General features: G+C 69.6%; 15 protein-coding genes. 9 read left to right on the top strand and 6 right to left on the bottom strand.

Features of this window, described 5'->3' with window-relative positions; genetic code table 11:
- Window positions 1-29: 29 nt before the first annotated feature.
- The 4 genes from ACFT32_RS21245 to ACFT32_RS21230 all read right to left on the bottom strand — a co-directional run bounded on the left by ACFT32_RS21245 (window position 30) and on the right by ACFT32_RS21230 (window position 4,103).
- Entirely contained in the window at window positions 30-1,316 is a 1,287-nt protein-coding gene (locus tag ACFT32_RS21245) for a glycosyltransferase (RefSeq protein WP_382491373.1), read from the bottom strand.
- 41 nt (window positions 1,317-1,357) lie between these two features.
- On the bottom strand, window positions 1,358-1,531 hold the full coding sequence (locus ACFT32_RS21240; protein WP_382491370.1) for a hypothetical protein: 174 nt from the start codon (window positions 1,529-1,531) through the stop codon (window positions 1,358-1,360).
- Window positions 1,532-1,572: 41 nt separating this feature from the next.
- Entirely contained in the window at window positions 1,573-2,838 is a 1,266-nt protein-coding gene (locus ACFT32_RS21235) for a nucleotide sugar dehydrogenase (protein ID WP_382491368.1), read from the bottom strand.
- 656 nt (window positions 2,839-3,494) lie between these two features.
- Complete coding sequence (locus ACFT32_RS21230; RefSeq protein WP_382491365.1) at window positions 3,495-4,103, bottom strand: DUF2867 domain-containing protein; 609 nt, start codon at window positions 4,101-4,103, stop codon at window positions 3,495-3,497.
- Window positions 4,104-4,200: 97 nt separating this feature from the next.
- On the opposite strand from ACFT32_RS21230, the gene ACFT32_RS21225 reads away from it, so the two are divergent.
- Both ACFT32_RS21225 and ACFT32_RS21220 read left to right on the top strand, forming a co-directional pair.
- Complete coding sequence (locus tag ACFT32_RS21225; protein WP_382491362.1) at window positions 4,201-4,758, top strand: TetR/AcrR family transcriptional regulator; 558 nt, start codon at window positions 4,201-4,203, stop codon at window positions 4,756-4,758.
- Window positions 4,759-4,884: 126 nt separating this feature from the next.
- Window positions 4,885-5,967, top strand: a complete 1,083-nt coding sequence (locus ACFT32_RS21220; RefSeq protein ID WP_382491359.1) for a CPBP family intramembrane glutamic endopeptidase — start codon at window positions 4,885-4,887, stop codon at window positions 5,965-5,967.
- Between the two features lie 68 nt (window positions 5,968-6,035).
- Here ACFT32_RS21220 and ACFT32_RS21215 read toward each other — a convergent pair whose 3' ends face one another.
- Together ACFT32_RS21215 and ACFT32_RS21210 are read right to left on the bottom strand one after the other, a co-directional pair.
- Window positions 6,036-6,713: an HNH endonuclease family protein gene (locus tag ACFT32_RS21215; protein WP_382491356.1), complete on the bottom strand. Its 678-nt coding sequence runs from the start codon at window positions 6,711-6,713 to the stop codon at window positions 6,036-6,038.
- 272 nt (window positions 6,714-6,985) lie between these two features.
- On the bottom strand, window positions 6,986-9,322 hold the full coding sequence (locus tag ACFT32_RS21210) for a (Fe-S)-binding protein (RefSeq protein ID WP_382491355.1): 2,337 nt from the start codon (window positions 9,320-9,322) through the stop codon (window positions 6,986-6,988).
- Between the two features lie 278 nt (window positions 9,323-9,600).
- On the opposite strand from ACFT32_RS21210, the gene ACFT32_RS21205 reads away from it, so the two are divergent.
- The 7 genes from ACFT32_RS21205 to ACFT32_RS21175 all read left to right on the top strand — a co-directional run bounded on the left by ACFT32_RS21205 (window position 9,601) and on the right by ACFT32_RS21175 (window position 17,576).
- Window positions 9,601-10,638, top strand: a complete 1,038-nt coding sequence (locus ACFT32_RS21205; protein ID WP_382491352.1) for an MraY family glycosyltransferase — start codon at window positions 9,601-9,603, stop codon at window positions 10,636-10,638.
- A gap of 94 nt (window positions 10,639-10,732) precedes the next feature.
- On the top strand, window positions 10,733-12,592 hold the full coding sequence (gene dnaK / locus ACFT32_RS21200; RefSeq protein WP_233878706.1) for a molecular chaperone DnaK: 1,860 nt from the start codon (window positions 10,733-10,735) through the stop codon (window positions 12,590-12,592).
- Entirely contained in the window at window positions 12,589-13,236 is a 648-nt protein-coding gene (grpE, locus tag ACFT32_RS21195) for a nucleotide exchange factor GrpE (RefSeq protein WP_382491349.1), read from the top strand. Before dnaK ends, grpE begins: the two co-directional genes overlap by 4 nt.
- Before the next feature lie 36 nt (window positions 13,237-13,272).
- On the top strand, window positions 13,273-14,457 hold the full coding sequence (dnaJ, locus tag ACFT32_RS21190) for a molecular chaperone DnaJ (RefSeq protein WP_382491347.1): 1,185 nt from the start codon (window positions 13,273-13,275) through the stop codon (window positions 14,455-14,457).
- Window positions 14,458-14,462: 5 nt separating this feature from the next.
- Complete coding sequence (locus ACFT32_RS21185; protein ID WP_382492708.1) at window positions 14,463-14,915, top strand: heat shock protein transcriptional repressor HspR; 453 nt, start codon at window positions 14,463-14,465, stop codon at window positions 14,913-14,915.
- Window positions 14,916-15,192: 277 nt separating this feature from the next.
- Window positions 15,193-16,302: a substrate-binding domain-containing protein gene (locus tag ACFT32_RS21180; protein WP_382491344.1), complete on the top strand. Its 1,110-nt coding sequence runs from the start codon at window positions 15,193-15,195 to the stop codon at window positions 16,300-16,302.
- 236 nt (window positions 16,303-16,538) lie between these two features.
- Entirely contained in the window at window positions 16,539-17,576 is a 1,038-nt protein-coding gene (locus ACFT32_RS21175) for a LuxR C-terminal-related transcriptional regulator (protein ID WP_382491342.1), read from the top strand.
- The last annotated feature ends 8 nt before the right edge of the window (window positions 17,577-17,584 follow it).

Below are 17,584 nucleotides of genomic sequence, written 5' to 3'. Positions count from 1 at the left end.
CATCGCCCGGGCTCGGGACAGGGGAGCGGTCACACGTTCAGCGGCTGCTTCGAGCCGCCGCGATGCCGCCCCTTCGGCAGGGACGTCTTCGCCGTCAGCCCGCGCGACTGCCACGCGTTGTCGCGGAGCTTGAACAGGGCCCAGTAGCGCGTCGGGCACAGCAGCACGATGTTCATGAACACCGCCGTCGGGGTGCCGACGAGCCAGGAGTGCCACCGCTGACCCGCGGTCATGTCCGGCCGCATGAGGACGTACAGCCCGGACTGGCCGTACCGGACCACCAGATACACGGCGAGATACACCAGGGCCACGCCGGGGTTGTGGTACCGGCCGCCCAGGGTCATGAGCGTCATGACGACGGTCCAGGCCAGCATCACCGGGGTGATGACGAGCTGGAGCAGCCCGAAGGTCGGCGATATGAGCTGCTTCGGCGACAGCCGCGCGAACACGAACGGCAGCATCCACCACCACGACCGGGCCCAGCGCAGACGCTGACGGTAGGTCTTCCGCAACGTCGTCGGCATGTCGGTGACCACACCGGCCTCGTTGACGGCCACGACCTCACCGCGCATGAGCGCCCGCAGCGCCAGCCAGCGGTCGTCGCCGGTGCCGCACTCCACCTCGTAGGCGTCCAGGTGGTCGTAGAGCAGCTCGGCCCGGTAGAGAGCCAGGGCGCCCGAGGTCGTCTCCAGAGCTCCGAGCATGGAGCGTGAGGAGCGCATCATCACGCACGAGGTGCCGATGTCGATGTCCGCGGCCCGGGAGACCCAGGTCTCCTCGAAGTTGCGGACGTAGATCATGCCGGTGGTGGCCTGGATCCTCGGGTTGCTCATGGCCCGCAACTGCTGTTCGAGCGCGTCCGGGAAGGGCTCGCCGTCCGAGTCGATGGTGAGCACGTAGTCGAAGTGCTTGCCCTGCTCCTGAAGGTGCCGGAGCACGGTGACCTGGGCCCCGCGCTTGCCCTTGTTCTCCTGCCGGTGCCAGAAGAGCCGGGGGTGGTCGAAGGGTTCCACCGGGTGCTGCCGCGAGCCGTCGTCGATCACATGGATCTCGTCGACCGGATGCGTCTGCGCCAGCAGCGACCGCACCGTGCGGTGCAGGTTCCGCGTCGGCTCCTCGAAGGCCGGGACGATCGCCACCGTCCGGCCCGGAGCCACCGGGAGGTGGGTGAAGGACCGGCCCTTCAGGAACGAGACCAGGCAGAGCACGATGACCAGCATGCCCAGCCACCAGTAGAACGTCAGGACCGGGCTCTTCGACTGGAGGTGCACCACCACGGTGGCGGCGGCCAGAGCCGCCACCACCACGGCGGTCACCGCGGTGAATCTCCCCCGTGACGCGCGGATGTGCGAGGTGCTCAAGCGGTCACTCGCCTGCCGCGGGTGGCCGTGCGGAACACCACCACACCGCCGATCACGAAGAGCATCGCGCCCAGCACGATCCACCCCAGAGCCGTCCCGCCCGTGGCCGCAAGGGCGGCCCCACCGGTGGCGGTACCGATCGCCGCGCCCACACCGTTCTGTCCGTACATGTCGTTCTCTCTTTCCTCTGTGGTCTTCCGGGTGGCTCTCGTCAGAGCCGTTCGATGTGGGGTGCGGCGGCCATGACGCCACGGGTGTCGAGGACGTAGGCGGCCTCGGCGGCGAGTCGTACGAGGTCGAACTCGCCGTGCGGGGTGAGCAGGACGACGGCGTCGAAGTCGGCGAGACGCGCCCCGCCGTCCGCCGCGGTGAAGGGAATCTCCTGGCAACCCCCGTCCGCCACCGGCAGATAGGGGTCTACGACCGTGACGTCCGCGCCCATCGCCCGCAGCCGCTCGGTGACCTCGACGGCCGGCGACTGCCGGGCGTCCGAGGTGCCCGGCTTGTACGCCGCCCCCAGCGCGAGAACGCGCGCCCCGTGCACGCTGCGGCGGAAGCGGCGGCTCAGGGAGTCCTGGAGTCGGCGTACGACGTAGTCGGGCTGGGACTCGTTGATGTCCTGGGCCAGTTCGATGAGCCGGAAGGTCTGGCCGTGCCGGGCCTTGACGTGGTGGCTGAGGTAGACCGGGTCGATGGGCAGGCAGTGTCCGCCGACGCCGGGCCCGGGCAGGAACTTGGTGAAGCCGAAGGGCTTGGTCGCCGCCAGCTCCAGGGTGTGCCAGACATCGACGCCCAGGGTGTGGGCCATCCGGGAAAGCTCGTTGACCAGGGCGATGTTGACGTGCCGGTAGGTGTTCTCGAACACCTTGGCCAGCTCGGCCTCCTCCAGCCCGGAGGCCGGCACGGTGACGTCGGTGACCGAGTCGTAGAAGGCCTTCACATGCCGCAGACAGTCGTCCGTCAGCCCGGCGACGATCTTCGGCGTGTTCTCCAGCCGCCAGTCGGGATTGCCCGGGTCGATGCGCTCGGGGCTGAAGCCGACGTGGAAGTCGCGCCCGGCGACGAGGCCGGAGCCCTCCTCCAGCAGCGGGACGAGCACGTCACGGGTGGTGCCGGGATGCGTGGTCGACTCGAGTACGACGGTGGCGCCCGGCTCGATCCACGCGGCCAGCACGCGGCCGGCGTCCCGGACGCAGCTGAGGTCCGGTGCCCGCTCGGTCAGTGGCGTGGGCACGGTGATGACCGCGACATCGAAGCCCTTGAGATCCTGCGGGTCCGAGGTGGCGGTGTAGCCGCCCGAACTCAGTACCGCCTGAAGGCGGCCGGACTCGATGTCCTCGACGTACGACGATCCGGCGGCCAGCCTCTCGCAACGCGACCGGTCGGGTTCGTAGCCGGTCACGGTGTGACCGGCCTCGGCGGCCCTCACGGCCAGGGGCAGGCCGACATAGCCCTGCCCCAGCACACATATGTGCATGGTGGTTTCCTCACCCCTGAAGTACGGCCGCCTGTTCCTGAAGCAGGCGGCCGTGGCGTGGTACTGCGTGAGAAGCGGTGTGGGAACGGCACCATCACCGCATCGCCGGCTTGTCCGGGCCCCCTTGCCCGCACGTGCGCGAAGCGCAACCAGCGATCTTCACAAACCCCCCTCATTTGTGGACCTTCATAGTTCAACAAAAATTCGCTAGGCGGAACCCCCTTTACTGATTCGATACCTGTGAAGTGTGCTGGGGGTGCCGGTTGTTGAGGGGTGATGCATGGTCAAGTGCCCCTTCGCCGGACCTGTTGTTGCTGGCGCAAGGGGGTGTGGCGGGTGGTCGGGGCTACTGGAGATCGAGAGGGGATCTTCACATTTCCCGGACGGTGTGAGTGCAGGGAACGACGTCCGCGCGGATGCACTCGCGAATCTTGCGCGCCCCCTAATGCGCCCCCCACTTCACATCTCCGGACCATCGCCGGTTACCCGGGGTTCGCCCAGGCAGAAGCGATGGGGGCGCCCGGCGTCGGCAGGCGCGTCCAGCTCACCCGCCCACCGGTCCCGCACAACTGCCCGCACGCGTGCCTTCGCCCGAGCCCGCCGCTTGAGGAGCGGCGGCTTGGACGGAGCCCGGGTTGCGAGGAGGGGAGGCGGCGTCAGCGTGCCGTTCGGCGTGCCGTGTTCTCCCGCCACTCCCGGCCGATCGATCGCATCAGGGCCGGGTACACCCCCAGGTACCGGAAAGGCTTGATGCCGAGCATGTACAGGGCGCCGAGGCGGCCGTTGGGCTTCACCAGGACGGCCATCTGGCCGCGGTAGCCACCGTTCCCGTCGGAGACCCAGCCGATGTGCATCACCCCGTGCATGGTCCTGTTGGCGTACTCGGCGGCCCACTCGTCGTGTGTCTGGAAGACCGATGTGAAGGGCGCCGCGCTGAGGTCGGGCCCCCGCGGCCCCTCGCGCAGGTCGTCCGGCAGCCGGTCGCGCAGCGTCGCCACCCGGCCGCCGACGCCCGAGTCCGGCTTGTCCCAGCCGAGCAGCGCGCCGAGCTTCCAGCGCACGGCGAAAAGGAAACGGCCCAAGGGGTTGCCGCCGTCCGGACCGTCCTGGCCGTCCGCCATCTGCCGGACCAGGTGGTGCAGGTCGTCCGGGCCGCCCGGCGTCGGCAGCGCCCACAGATCCTCGAGCCGGAAGTCGCCGGCGATCTCGTGGATCCGCCAGGGGCGGGACGTGTGGTCGGTGGAGGGCAGGCGCAGATCGCTCATGGCGGATCCTTGTCTATACGGTGGCGTATAGATCGAGCATAGACCCATCTATACGGCTCCGTATACTGGGCCGGGACAGGTGAGGGGGAGACACGGTATGGGCGCGATCCGTACGCCGCGGGACAAGTGGATCGAGGAGGGGCTGCGGGCGCTTGCCGCCGGCGGCCCCGAGGCTGTCCGGGTCGAGGTCCTCGCCCAAGCCCTCGGCGTCAGCAAGGGCGGTTTCTACGGCTACTTCCGTAACCGCGCCGCCCTGCTGGAGGAGATGCTCGGCACCTGGGAACGCGGGGTCACCGAGGACGTCATCGAGCGGATCGAACGCGACGGGGGCGACGCCCGCGAGCGGCTCGGGCGTCTCTTCGACTTCGTGGGGTCGAGTGAGACGCACGTGACCGGCGCCGGGGTCGAGCTCGCGATCCGCGACTGGGCCCGGCGCGACGAAGACGTCGCGCGTTGCCTCCGCCGGGCCGACAACCGGCGCATGGACTATCTGCGCGAGCTCTACGGGTCCTTCTGCCCCGACGAGGGCGATGTCGAGGCCCGCTGCCTGATCACCTTCTCACTGCGCATCGGCGACCACCTCATCGCAGCCGACAACGGCCCGCGCAGCCGCACGGAGGTCCTCGCCGCGGTCAGGAACCGGCTGTTGGGCTGAGCGGACTCGGTCGAGAAGTACCGGGTCACAGTGTGTGTGGCTCCGGAGCATCCACCCTGAGACCGAGCGACCGCTCCTGCTGCGGGCGGACGCCCGGGGCGCACCCCGTTTGGGAAGCTGTCGATCATGACCACCGCCATACCGCCGGGCCCCGACGGCCTCCCCTATCACCGCCTGGGCCACGTCACGGGCCGTCACCACTGGTGGCGGCCCTTGGTCGGCACTCTGCTGTTCTTCGGCGCCTATCTCATACTCGTCCTCCTGCTGGTCGCCGTCTCCTACGTCTTCGGCGCGTTGGCCGGCACCCCCGATCTCCCCGATGGCGGACCGGACTTGGGGCCGCTCGGCAACACGGCGGTGCAGCTGACGTCCATCGCGGTCGCCCTGCCGCTGGTGCTGCTGGCCGTGTTGTGGCCGGGGCGGCGGCCGGTCGGCACCGTGTCGTCGGTCGCCGGACGGCTGCGGTGGCGCTGGCTCGGGTGGTGTCTGCTGGCCGCGGTGGTCCCCGTGGCCGTGCTGACGGGGACCGCTTTCCTCCTGCCCGAGGGCGAGAGCGGCTCGGGGGAGCCCGAGGTGTGGGTGGGCTGGGGGTCGTACCTCACGTCCCTGGGCGTGCTGGCCGTCTTCGTCCCGGTGCAGGCGGCGGCCGAGGAGTACGTCTTCCGGGGCTGGCTGACGCAGGCGGTCGGCGCCTTCGTCCGTACTCCGTGGTTCGCGGTGCTCCCGCAGGCCGTGCTGTTCGCCGCCGCCCACGGCTGGGGCACCACGTGGGGCTTCATCGGCCTGCTGGTCTTCGGTGTGGTGGCGGGCTGGCTGACCATCCGTACCGGCGGCCTGGAGGCGGCCGTCGCGCTGCACGTCCTGAACAACCTGGTGGCCTTCGGCACCCTCGCCGCAGTCGTCGACGGGCTGAACTCCGACGAGACCGCGGCCGACTCGCCCTGGCCACTCGCCCTCGCGGACGTGGCGACGACCCTGATGTACGCGGCGCTCGTGCTGTGGCTCGCCCGACGCCATCACCCGCAACGCCTGGCCCAGCCGGCGCCCGAGCCCGCTCCGCACCCGCCGTACGCGTCGTACCCGCCGTACGCCCCGTACTCGCCGTACGGGGCCATGCCCGGCCACCCCCACGGCGTCCCAGGCGGCGTCACCCCGCAGGGCACTGATACCGCACCCTACGGAGACGTACCGCCGGCTCCAGGGCCGTAGCCTCCAGGGCCGTAGCCACCAGGCAACCCGATCCCGCCCCGTCGCCGAGGCGGGACCACGGCTCTGTTCTACGGCGCGGGATCGTACGTCACGCTGGTGTCGGGGCAGGACTGCGCGAGCCGGGTGAGCGCCTCGAACTCGACGGCGTCGGCACTGAGGCCCCAGCGGAGCTTGGTCCCGACCCACTCCGAGATGTACCGGCACGTGACGCCGGCGGCGGGCGGCAGCCACTCGGCCGGATCCTTGTCGGCCTTGCTGCGGTTGGAGGCCGCGGTGACGGCGATGAGGGAGGTCAGGGCGTCGAGGTCGTTGGCGTACGCCTCACGCCGCTGGGCGGTCCACTGCGAGGCCCCGGAATCCCACGCCTCGGCGAGCGGCACCATGTGGTCGACGTCCAGGGAGCCGGCCTCCGTCACCCACCGGGCGTCGTAGTACGACCACCACCGCCCTCCGGAGAGCCTGCACCCGGCGAGGACCTCGGGCGGGTCGACCGCCTCGGAGATGAGCACCTCCGCGCGCGTGTTGCAGCCGTCGGTGGGGTTCTGGCCCGCGTTCCAGTGCCGGAAGCTCGTGCGCTGGTACCCCTCCCGCATCTCGTCCGCGAGGGGCAGGACACCGACCGCGGTCGCCATCGACAGCGTGCGCGGCTCGGCGGCCCGGCCGTGCGCCTGGGCCTGACCGGGTACCAGAAGAACAAGGACAACGAGTACGGCCGCGAGCGCGGCCCGACTGAGGTTTTTGATCACGCATCGCAGAATCGATTGCGTGTACCTCGTTCGAGGGGCTCGACTCGAACGAATGCGCCATATGGATGCGCGGGTTCACTGGGCAGGTGTTCTACGAATCACCTGATAGGGGGTGTCTGCACCGCCCCACGGCAGCTCCCGCCCAGAAGCCCGGACCCCCGGACAGTGCCTTCGACCGCATGGCAAAGGCCCCCGGTTGACTAGGCCGTAAAAACACCGACGCCCCCTGCCCGTTCAGGACAGAGGGCGTCAGAGACAACCGCGAACGACGGTTACTTCACCGGCTCCGGCTCCGGTGCGCTCGTAGAGTCCGACGTGCCCGCCGGCGGCTCGCCGCCGCCGTCGTTGTCGTCGTCGTCGTCACCGTCGGAGCCCTCCGCGGAGACCGGTGTCTTGACGGAGTCCAGCAGGAGCTGGGCCACGTCCACCACGGTGATCGACTCCTTGGCCTTGCCGTCGTTCTTCTTGCCGTTCACGGAGTCCGTGAGCATGACGAGGCAGAACGGGCAGGCCGTGGAGACGATGTCGGGGTTGACCGACAGGGCCTCGTCGACGCGTTCGTTGTTGATGCGCTTGCCGATGCGCTCTTCCATCCACATCCGGGCGCCACCCGCACCGCAGCAGAAGCCGCGCTCCTTGTGGCGGTGCATCTCCTCGTTGCGGATGCCCGGGACGCTGGCGATGATCTCGCGCGGGGGCGTGTAGATCTTGTTGTGGCGGCCCAGGTAGCACGGGTCGTGGTACGTGATGATGCCCTCGACCGGCGTGACCGGGACCAGCTTGCCCTCGTCCACCAGGTGCTGGAGCAGCTGGGTGTGGTGGATGACCTCGTAGTCGCCGCCGAGCTGCGGGTACTCGTTGCCGAGCGTGTTGAGGCAGTGCGGGCAGGTCGCGACGATCTTCTTCGCGGACTTCGGCTTCGCCGACTCGGGCGTCACCTTGCCCTCGTCGTCCATCTCCTCGCCGAACGCCATGTTCAGCGCCATGACGTTCTCCATGCCGAGTTCCTGGAACAGCGGCTCGTTGCCCAGGCGGCGGGCGGAGTCACCCGTGCACTTCTCGTCGCCGCCCATGATGGCGAACTTGACGCCCGCCATGTTCAGCAGCTCCGCGAAGGCCTTCGTCGTCTTCTTCGCGCGGTCCTCGAGGGCGCCCGCGCAGCCGACCCAGTACAGGTACTCGACCTCGGACAGGTCCTCGATGTCCTTGCCGACGACCGGGACCTCGAAGTCGAGCTCCTTCAGCCACTCCAGGCGCTGCTTCTTCGCCAGGCCCCAGGGGTTGCCCTTCTTCTCCAGGTTCTTGAGCATCGTGCCCGCCTCGGACGGGAAGGACGACTCGATCATCACCTGGTAGCGGCGCATGTCGACGATGTGGTCGACGTGCTCGATGTCCACCGGGCACTGCTCGACACAGGCACCGCAGGTGGTGCAGGACCACAGGACGTCCGGGTCGATGACGCCGTTCTCCTCGGCGGTGCCGATCAGCGGGCGCTCGGCCTCCGCCAGAGCGGCCGCCGGCACATCGGCCAGCTGCTCCTCGGACGCCTTCTCCTCGCCCTCCATCGTCTTGCCGCCGCCGGCCAGCAGGTACGGCGCCTTGGCGTGCGCGTGGTCCCGCAGGGACATGATCAGCAGCTTGGGGGAGAGGGGCTTGCCCGTGTTCCAGGCGGGGCACTGCGACTGGCAGCGGCCGCACTCGGTGCAGGTGGAGAAGTCCAGCAGGCCCTTCCACGAGTACTGCTCGACCTGGGAGACGCCGAAGACGTCGTCGTCACCCGGGTCGGTGAAGTCGATCGGCTTGCCGCCGGACGTCATCGGCTGCAGGGCACCGAGGGCCGTGCCGCCGGTCGCCTCGCGCTTGAACCAGATGTTCGGGAACGCCAGGAAGCGGTGCCAGGCCACACCCATGTTGGTGTTCAGGCTGACCGTGATCATCCAGATCATGGTCGTGCCCAGCTTGATCATCGCGAAGAAGTAGACGAGGTTCTGCAGCGCGGCGAGGCTCAGCCCCTTGAAGGCCAGGACCAGCGGGTACGACGCGAAGTACGCGGCCTCGTAGCCCTCCACGTGGTGCAGCGCGCCCTCCAGGCCTCGCAGCACGTAGATGGCCAGGCCGATGGTGAGGATGACGTACTCGACGAAGTACGCCTGGCCCATCTTCGAACCGGCGAAGCGGGACTTGCGGCCCGGGCGCGACGGCAGGTTCAGCAGACGGATCACCATCAGCGTGGCGATACCGACGGTCGTCATCGCGGCGATGAACTCGATGTAGAGCTCATAGGGGAGGAAGCCGCCGATGACCGGCAGCGTCCAGTCGGCCTGGAACAGCTGGCCGTACGCGGTGATGATCGTCGGCGGCAGCGTCAGGAAGCCGATCGCCACGAACCAGTGGGCGACACCGACGATGCCCCACCGGTTCATGCGCGTGTGCCCGAGGAACTCCGTCACCAGGGTCACGCTGCGCTGGTAGGGGTTGTCGGTCCTGGTACCCGCGGGGACCGGCTGGCCCAGCTTGAAGTACCGGACGAACTGGCCGATCGCGCGTGCGAGCAGCGCGACGCCGACCACGGTCAGAACCAGCGACACGATGATCGCGGCGAGTTGCATGGGGGCTCCTCGGGCCTGCGAGGGGTTTCGTCGGGAAGACCTGTCGATCTTGAGGTTTCCCGAAATTACTAAGCGGTAACTTATGCAGTCCGTTTGAGACTACCCCTATCCTCTGTCGCACTGTAGCCAGCCCGGCGGTGATCTGCGTCGCTGAGGGTTGCCTGAGTGGGACGGCACCTCGGAGCGGCGGGTCGAGCAGAAGACGGCGTCCCGGTTGAGGCGCCAGGATGATCGTGTTATTCCGGTCTAATCACCCCAATAACCCCTATTTTGGATCCGTGCTCTACGGGATCAGTGCCGCGGCCATCGCCCTTCTGCTCACCGCCCTGCTCGCCGCCCTCCTCCGGACGCCCGCCCGGTGGTCGCGTCTGGTGGACCGGCGGCGGCAGCGGGAGGTGCCGCTGTCCGGTGGTGTGGCCGTCGTGGCGGTCACCGGTGCGGTGGTGTGTGCCTACGGCTGGGTCGAGGGCGTGCCGACCGGGGGCGAGGTGCGCGAACTGCTCGTCGCCGGGGGAGTGGTGGCCCTGCTCGGGCTCGTCGACGATGTGTGGCGGCTGCGGCGGCGGGTGCTCTTCGCCGGTACGGCCGCGGCGGCCGCGTGCGTCGTGCCGTACGGGGAGACGGGTGTGGGGACCGGGCTGCTGGCCGTGGTGTGGGTCGCGGGGATGGCCCTCGGGTTCCGGGGGGTCGATCACGCCGACGGGCTCGCCGGGACCGTGGGGGTCGTGACCGCCTTCGGGGTGGGGGTCTGCGCGGCGGTCGAGGTGATGGACGGGATCGCCGTGCTGATGAGCGTGCTGGCCGCCGCGCTGACCGGGTTCCTCATGCACAACTGGCATCCGGCCCGGGTCGGGCTCGGGGCGTGCGGGGCCATGCCCGCGGGGTTCGTGATCGCCCTGGGGGCCGTGTACGCGCGGGCCGGGTCCGGGATCGGGGAGAGCGCGGGCGTGCTGTTCGCGCTGACCGCCCTGGTGTGCGCCGACGCCGGGCTGGTGCTGCTGTCGCGGCGGATGGCCGGGCGGCCCGTTCTCCGCGGCGGCCCGGACCATCTCGCGCACCGGCTGCGGCGGCTCGGGCTGACCGCGCCGGGGGCGAGTCTGCTGCTGGGCGCCGGGGCGTTGTCCGGGGTGGCGGTCGGGGTACTCGCGCACGCCGGCTGGGTCGGCAAGGACGCGCTGTGGTGGGTGGCGGGCGTGGCGCTCGTCGTCGTCCTCGCTGTGTCATGCGTCTCGGTGAACGCCTCCCGAGGCCCCCGGGCTCCTCGGCGCGAGGTGTCGCCGCAGGTCAGGGCGCCGTTGCGTGTAAGGAACGGATAAGACTTGAGTCCGGTCGACTCAGCTCTGTTGACCGGTCGGGGGCGGTCGTGCACACTTGAGTCCGTTCCACTCAAGTCAGCTGGAGGAATCAACCATGGCACGTGCGGTCGGCATCGACCTGGGCACGACTAACTCCGTCGTCAGCGTTCTGGAGGGCGGCGAGCCCACCGTCATCACCAACGCCGAGGGCGCCAGGACCACGCCGTCCGTCGTCGCCTTCGCCAAGAACGGTGAAGTGCTCGTCGGAGAGGTGGCCAAGCGCCAGGCGGTCACGAACGTGGACCGGACCATCCGCTCCGTCAAGCGCCACATGGGCACGGACTGGAAGATCGAGCTCGACGGGAAGCCCTTCAACCCGCAGCAGATCAGCGCCTTCGTGCTCCAGAAGCTGAAGCGGGACGCCGAGTCCTACCTGGGCGAGAAGGTGACCGACGCGGTCATCACCGTCCCGGCGTACTTCAACGACTCCGAGCGCCAGGCCACGAAGGAGGCCGGCGAGATCGCCGGCCTGAACGTGCTGCGCATCGTCAACGAGCCCACCGCGGCCGCCCTGGCGTACGGCCTCGACAAGGACGACCAGACCATCCTGGTCTTCGACCTCGGTGGCGGTACGTTCGACGTCTCGCTGCTGGAGATCGGCGACGGCGTCGTCGAGGTGAAGGCCACCAACGGTGACAACCACCTCGGTGGTGACGACTGGGACCAGCGCATCGTCGACTACCTGGTCCAGCAGTTCCAGTCCGGCCACGGCGTGGACCTGGGCAAGGACAAGATGGCCCTGCAGCGTCTGCGCGAGGCCGCCGAGAAGGCGAAGATCGAGCTGTCCTCGTCCACCGAGACCTCGATCAACCTGCCCTACATCACCGCCTCCGCCGAGGGCCCCCTGCACCTCGACGAGAAGCTCACCCGCGCCCAGTTCCAGCAGCTGACCGCGGACCTGCTGGAGCGCTGCAAGACGCCGTTCCACAACGTCATCAAGGACGCCGGGATCAACCTCTCCGAGATCGACCACGTCGTTCTCGTCGGTGGCTCCACGCGTATGCCCGCCGTCGCCGAGCTGGTCAAGGACCTGACCGGCGGCAAGGACGCCAACAAGGGCGTCAACCCGGACGAGGTCGTCGCCATCGGCGCCGCCCTGCAGGCCGGTGTCCTCAAGGGCGAGGTCAAGGACGTCCTGCTCCTCGACGTCACCCCGCTGTCCCTCGGTATCGAGACCAAGGGCGGCATCATGACCAAGCTCATCGAGCGGAACACGACGATCCCGACCAAGCGGTCCGAGATCTTCACCACCGCCGAGGACAACCAGCCCTCCGTGCAGATCCAGGTCTACCAGGGCGAGCGCGAGATCGCGGCGTACAACAAGAAGCTCGGGATGTTCGAGCTGACCGGTCTGCCCCCGGCGCCCCGCGGCGTCCCGCAGATCGAGGTGTCCTTCGACATCGACGCCAACGGCATCATGCACGTCACGGCGAAGGACCTCGGCACCGGCAAGGAGCAGAAGATGACCGTCACCGGCGGCTCCTCGCTGCCGAAGGACGAGGTCGACCGCATGCGCCAGGAGGCCGAGCAGTACGCGGAGGAGGACCACAAGCGCCGCGAGGCCGCCGAGTCCCGCAACCAGGGCGAGCAGCTCGTCTACCAGACCGAGAAGTTCCTCAAGGACAACGAGGACAAGGTCCCGGGCGAGATCAAGACCGAGGTCGAAGAGGCCGTGGGCGAGCTGAAGGAAAAGCTCAAGGGCGAGGACTCGGCCGAGATCCGCACCGCCACCGAGAAGGTCGCGGCCGTCTCGCAGAAGCTCGGCCAGGCCATGTACGCCGACGCGAACGCCGCGCAGGCCGACGGCGCCTCCGCCGGAGCCGGCGCGGGTGCCGGTGCCGGTGACGCCAAGGCCGACGACGACGTCGTCGACGCCGAGATCGTCGACGAGGACCGGAAGGATGGTGCCGCGTGACGGAGGAGACCCCGGGCTTCGACGAGCAGCAGCCCGACGTCCCTTCCGGCGCCACCTCCGATGACGCCGAGCCGAAGGCCGCCTCCGAGGAGGGGGCGGCCCCGGCCGGGGACACGGGCCAGGACGTGGCCCTGGTGGCCCAGCTGGACCAGGCCCGCACGGCGCTGGGCGAGCGCACGGGCGACCTCCAGCGCCTCCAGGCCGAGTTCCAGAACTACCGCCGCCGGGTCGAGCGCGACCGGATCGCGGTCAAGGAGATCGCCATCGCGAACCTCCTGACCGAGCTCCTGCCCGTGCTCGACGACATCGGCCGCGCCCGCGAACACGGCGAACTGGTCGGCGGCTTCAAGTCCGTCGCCGAGTCGCTGGAGAGCACCGCGGCGAAGATGGGCCTGCAGCAGTTCGGCAAGGAGGGCGAGCCCTTCGACCCGACGATCCACGAAGCCCTGATGCACAGCTACGCACCCGACGTCACCGAGACGACGTGCGTGGCGATTCTGCAGCCCGGGTACCGGATCGGCGAGCGCACCATCCGCCCCGCGCGGGTGGCGGTGGCCGAACCCCAGCCGGGGGCACAGACGGTCAAGGCGGACGAGTCCGCCGACGCCGACGACAAGGAGAGCGGTGGCCCGGACGAGGGCTGACGTCATATCGGACGACAGGAAGGAGGGGCGTCGAGGATGAGCACCAAGGACTTCATCGAGAAGGACTACTACAAGGTCCTCGGCGTCCCCAAGGACGCCACCGAGGCCGAGATCAAGAAGGCGTACCGGAAGCTCGCCCGCGAGAACCACCCGGACGCCAACAAGGGAAACGTCAAGGCGGAGGAGCGCTTCAAGGAGATCTCCGAGGCCAACGACATTCTCGGCGACCCCAAGAAGCGCAAGGAGTACGACGAGGCACGCGCCCTCTTCGGCAACGGCGGCTTCCGTCCGGGGCCCGGCGGGAGCGGCGGTTCCTTCAACTTCGACCTGGGCGACCTCTTCGGAGGCGGCGCCCAGGGCCAGGGGCAGGGAGCCGGCGGCTTCGGCGGCGGGATCGGTGACGTCTTCGGGGGCCTGTTCAACCGCGGCGGTACGGGCGCGGGGACGCGCACGCACCCGCGGCGCGGCCAGGACATCGAGTCCGAGGTCACGCTCAGCTTCACCGAGGCGATCGAGGGCGCGACGGTCCCGCTGCGGATGTCCTCGCAGTCACCCTGCAAGGCCTGTTCGGGCACCGGCGACAAGAACGGCACGCCGCGCGTGTGCCCGACCTGCGTCGGCACCGGGCAGGTCGCCCGGGGCAGTGGCGGGGGCTTCTCCCTCACCGACCCCTGCCCGGACTGCAAGGGCCGCGGCCTGATCGCGGAGCACGCCTGCGAGGTCTGCAAGGGCAGCGGCCGGGCCAAGTCCTCGCGGACCATGCAGGTGCGCATCCCCGCCGGCGTCTCCGACGGCCAGCGGATCCGGCTGCGCGGCAAGGGCGCCCCCGGTGAGCGGGGCGGCCCGGCGGGCGACCTGTACGTGGTCGTGCACGTCGACTCCCACCCGGTGTTCGGCCGCAAGGACGACAACCTCACCGTCACCGTCCCGGTGACCTTCGCCGAGGCCGCCCTCGGCGGTGAGGTCCGGGTGCCGACGCTGGGCGGCCCGCCCGTCACGCTGAAGCTGCCGCCGGGCACGCCCAACGGCCGCACCATGCGCGCCCGGGGCAAGGGCGCGGTCCGCAAGGACGGCACCCGCGGGGACCTTCTGGTCACCGTCGAAGTGAGTGTTCCGACGGACCTGACGGGGAAGGCTCGTGACGCACTCGAGGCGTATCGCGAGGCGACCGCGGGTGAGGATCCGCGGGCGGATCTGTTCCAGGCCGCGAAGGGAGCATGAGTCAGATGGACGGTCGTCGGCGCAATCCGTATGAACTGACCGAGGAAACCCCGGTCTACGTCATCTCGGTGGCGGCCCAGCTGTCCGGCCTGCACCCGCAGACCCTGCGCCAGTACGACCGCCTGGGCCTGGTCTCCCCCGACCGCACCGCCGGCCGGGGCCGGCGCTACTCGGCCCGTGACATCCAGCTGCTCCGTCAGGTGCAGCAGTTGTCGCAGGACGAGGGCATCAACCTCGCCGGCATCAAGCGCATCATCGAACTGGAGAACCAGGTCGCCGCGCTCCAGGCCCGGGCGGCCGAGCTGCAGAACGCGCTCGACGGCGCGGCGGCGGCGATGCGCCAGCGCGAGGCGGCGGTGCACGCGTCGTACCGCCGAGACCTGGTGCCGTACCAGGAGGTCCAGCAGAGCAGCGCGCTGGTGGTGTGGCGGCCGAAGCGGCAGCAGCAGTCGGACTGACCGCCTGTCCACAGTCTGTGGAAGGGGCCGGGAGGCAACTCCCGGCCCCTTTCGCGTGCCTTGGGGCGATTTCGCTGGGTCTCCCGTCGATGGGTGGCCCGTGCAGGGAACCTGGAGGTGATTCCGCAGAGTCTTCACAACGCTTGCGGAGCGTGGTGTTGTCATCTCGTTAAGTGGTTCCGCTTGACGCTGGGGGCCGCGTCCGCGTTGGCTTTTCAGTCACATGGGCCACAAAGCTGTGCCCACGTCCGAATCACACGCGAAGTGGGCTCCCGACATGCGTCGTCGTATCTCCATATCCGTGGCCGCGGCCGCGATGTCCGTCACGCTCGCCGGCTGCGGCGCGCTCAACGCGACGGGGAGCAGTGACGACGCGAGCCCGGCCAAGGGCAACGACATCACCGTGGGCCTGCTGCTCCCGGAGAAGGCGAACACCCGGTACGAGAACTTCGACTACCCGATCATCAAGACGAAGGTCGAGTCCCTCACCAACAACAAGGGCCGCGTCGAGTACGCCAACGCCGAGGCGGACGCCGACACGCAGGCGGGCCAGATGCAGAAGATGATCGACGACCGGGTCGATGTGATCCTGCTGGACGCGGTCGACTCGCAGGCCATCGCGAGCGGCGTCAAGAAGGCCAAGGAGGCGGGCATCCCCGTCATCGCCTACGACCGGCTGGCCGAGGGCCCGATCGAGGCGTACATCTCCTTCGACAACGAGCTGGTCGGCGAGGTCCAGGGACGCACCCTGCTGGAGGCCATCGGCGAGGACGCGAGCCTCTCCGACAAGATCGTCATGATGAACGGCTCGTCGACCGACCCGAACGCCAAGCAGTTCAAGGCGGGTGCGATGTCCGAGCTGAACGGCAAGGTGACGATCGCGCAGTCCTACGACACGAAGGACTGGAAGCCGGAGAACGCGCAGGCCAACATGGCCGAGGCCATCCAGGCGATCGGCAAGGACGACATCGCCGCCGTCTACTCCGCCAACGACGGCATGGCCGGCGGCATCGTCAAGGCGCTGGAGGCCGCGGGCGTGAGTGACCTGCCGCCGATCACCGGGCAGGACGCGGAGCTCCAGGCGGTGCAGCGGATCATCGCGGGCGAGCAGTACATGAGCGTCTACAAGTCGTACCCGCAGGAGGCCGAGAACGCCGCGGAGATGGCCGTGGCCAAGGTCCAGGGCCGGGACATCCAGTTCGCCGCCCTCACCCGCGACAAGGTCGACAGCCCCACCCACAAGGCCATCCCGGCCCAGCTGGTGCCCGTGGTCGCGCTGACGAAGGGCAACATCAAGGACACGGTGGTCGCGGACGACATCTACAAGCTGTCGGACATCTGCACGAGCAAGTACGAGGCGGCCTGCCGGGCGATCGGCCTGAAGTGACCCTGTGACGGGCCGCTTCCGATGCGGCCCGCTTCATTCGGTCCTGTCCGGCCACCCCCCGGCAGGATTCGGTCACCCCCTGGCCATTTGTTGCAACGTGACGCGCTGAGGCTCGGCGAAACCGGTGTGTAGCGGTGTTTACCGGTGGTCGCGGCGCGGGAAGCCGTGTTGCGGAGCAGGTCCGGTCCGCGCATAGTTGCGCTGCGGTAGTCGGCGAACCGGGGGTGGGATGGGCGATGGCCAGGCACGGCGCGGATGAGCATCCACACGGTGCCGACCGACTGTGCGAGGCCGGGGATCGCGTGTATTCCCGGGCCGTACGGCGGGGCCGTGTGCCGCGCGGGGATGCCGAACCGGTGCCCTGTCTGCTGGAACTCGCCCTGCTGCACCCGGACCCCGACGACATGGACTGGCTGGTGCCGACCTCCCCGCAGGAGGTCATGACCCGGCTGCTGCGCGGGATGTACGACGAGGTGAGCGCCAGTCAGCGGCGGGTGGGTTCGGCCGTGGCCGCCGTCGAGTGGTACGCAGGTCTCGGCCGCCGGGTACGGCCGGCCCCGCCGGCGGGCGAGGGCTCGGCGATCCGGGTGCTGGACGGGCTCGCCCGGATCCAGGCCGCGATGGACGAGGCGACCCAGGCCTGCACGACCGAGGTGCTCACGGTCCAGCCCGGCGGCATCCGGCGCGAGGCGGAACTCTCCGAGGGCCTGCACCGGGCGATGGCGCTGCGCGGCCGCGGGGTGCGGATGCGGGACCTGTACACGCATGTCGCCCGGCACGGGCAGGGGCTGCTCACGTATCTGGAGCTGATGGGCGACGCGGTGGAGGCCCGCACGCTGGACGAGGTGATCGACCGGCTGATCCTCTTCGACCGGACGGTGGCCTTCGTCCCCGCCAACACCGACCGCACGATGGCCCTCGAGCTACGGCACCCGGCGCTCATCGAGTATCTGGTCACGGTGTTCGAGCGGCTGTGGCGCCTGGCCACCCCGCTGACCGCCGCGCTCCCCGAGACCGGCATCGAGGGCATCTCCCACCGGGAGCAGTCCATCGCGGCCCTGCTGGCGGAGGGCCACCAGGACGCGGTGATCGCGGAACGGCTGGGGATAAGCGTCCGGACGTGCCGGGCGCACATCGCGCGGCTCTCGGAGACGCTGGGGGCGGCCAGCCGCACGCAACTGGGCGTCCGCATCGCCCAGGCAGGTCTGGACGGCCCACCGCGCTCCGCCGCGTCCGTCAGGGTTCCCGGTCAGGAATCCCCGACCGTCCGATGACGTCCTCC

Source organism: Streptomyces sp. NPDC057002 (genome assembly GCF_042673825.1).
Lineage (GTDB): Bacteria > Actinomycetota > Actinomycetes > Streptomycetales > Streptomycetaceae > Streptomyces.
The sequence above is the reverse complement of the archived record's forward strand: the minus strand, read 5'-3'. Positions and strand labels throughout refer to the sequence as shown.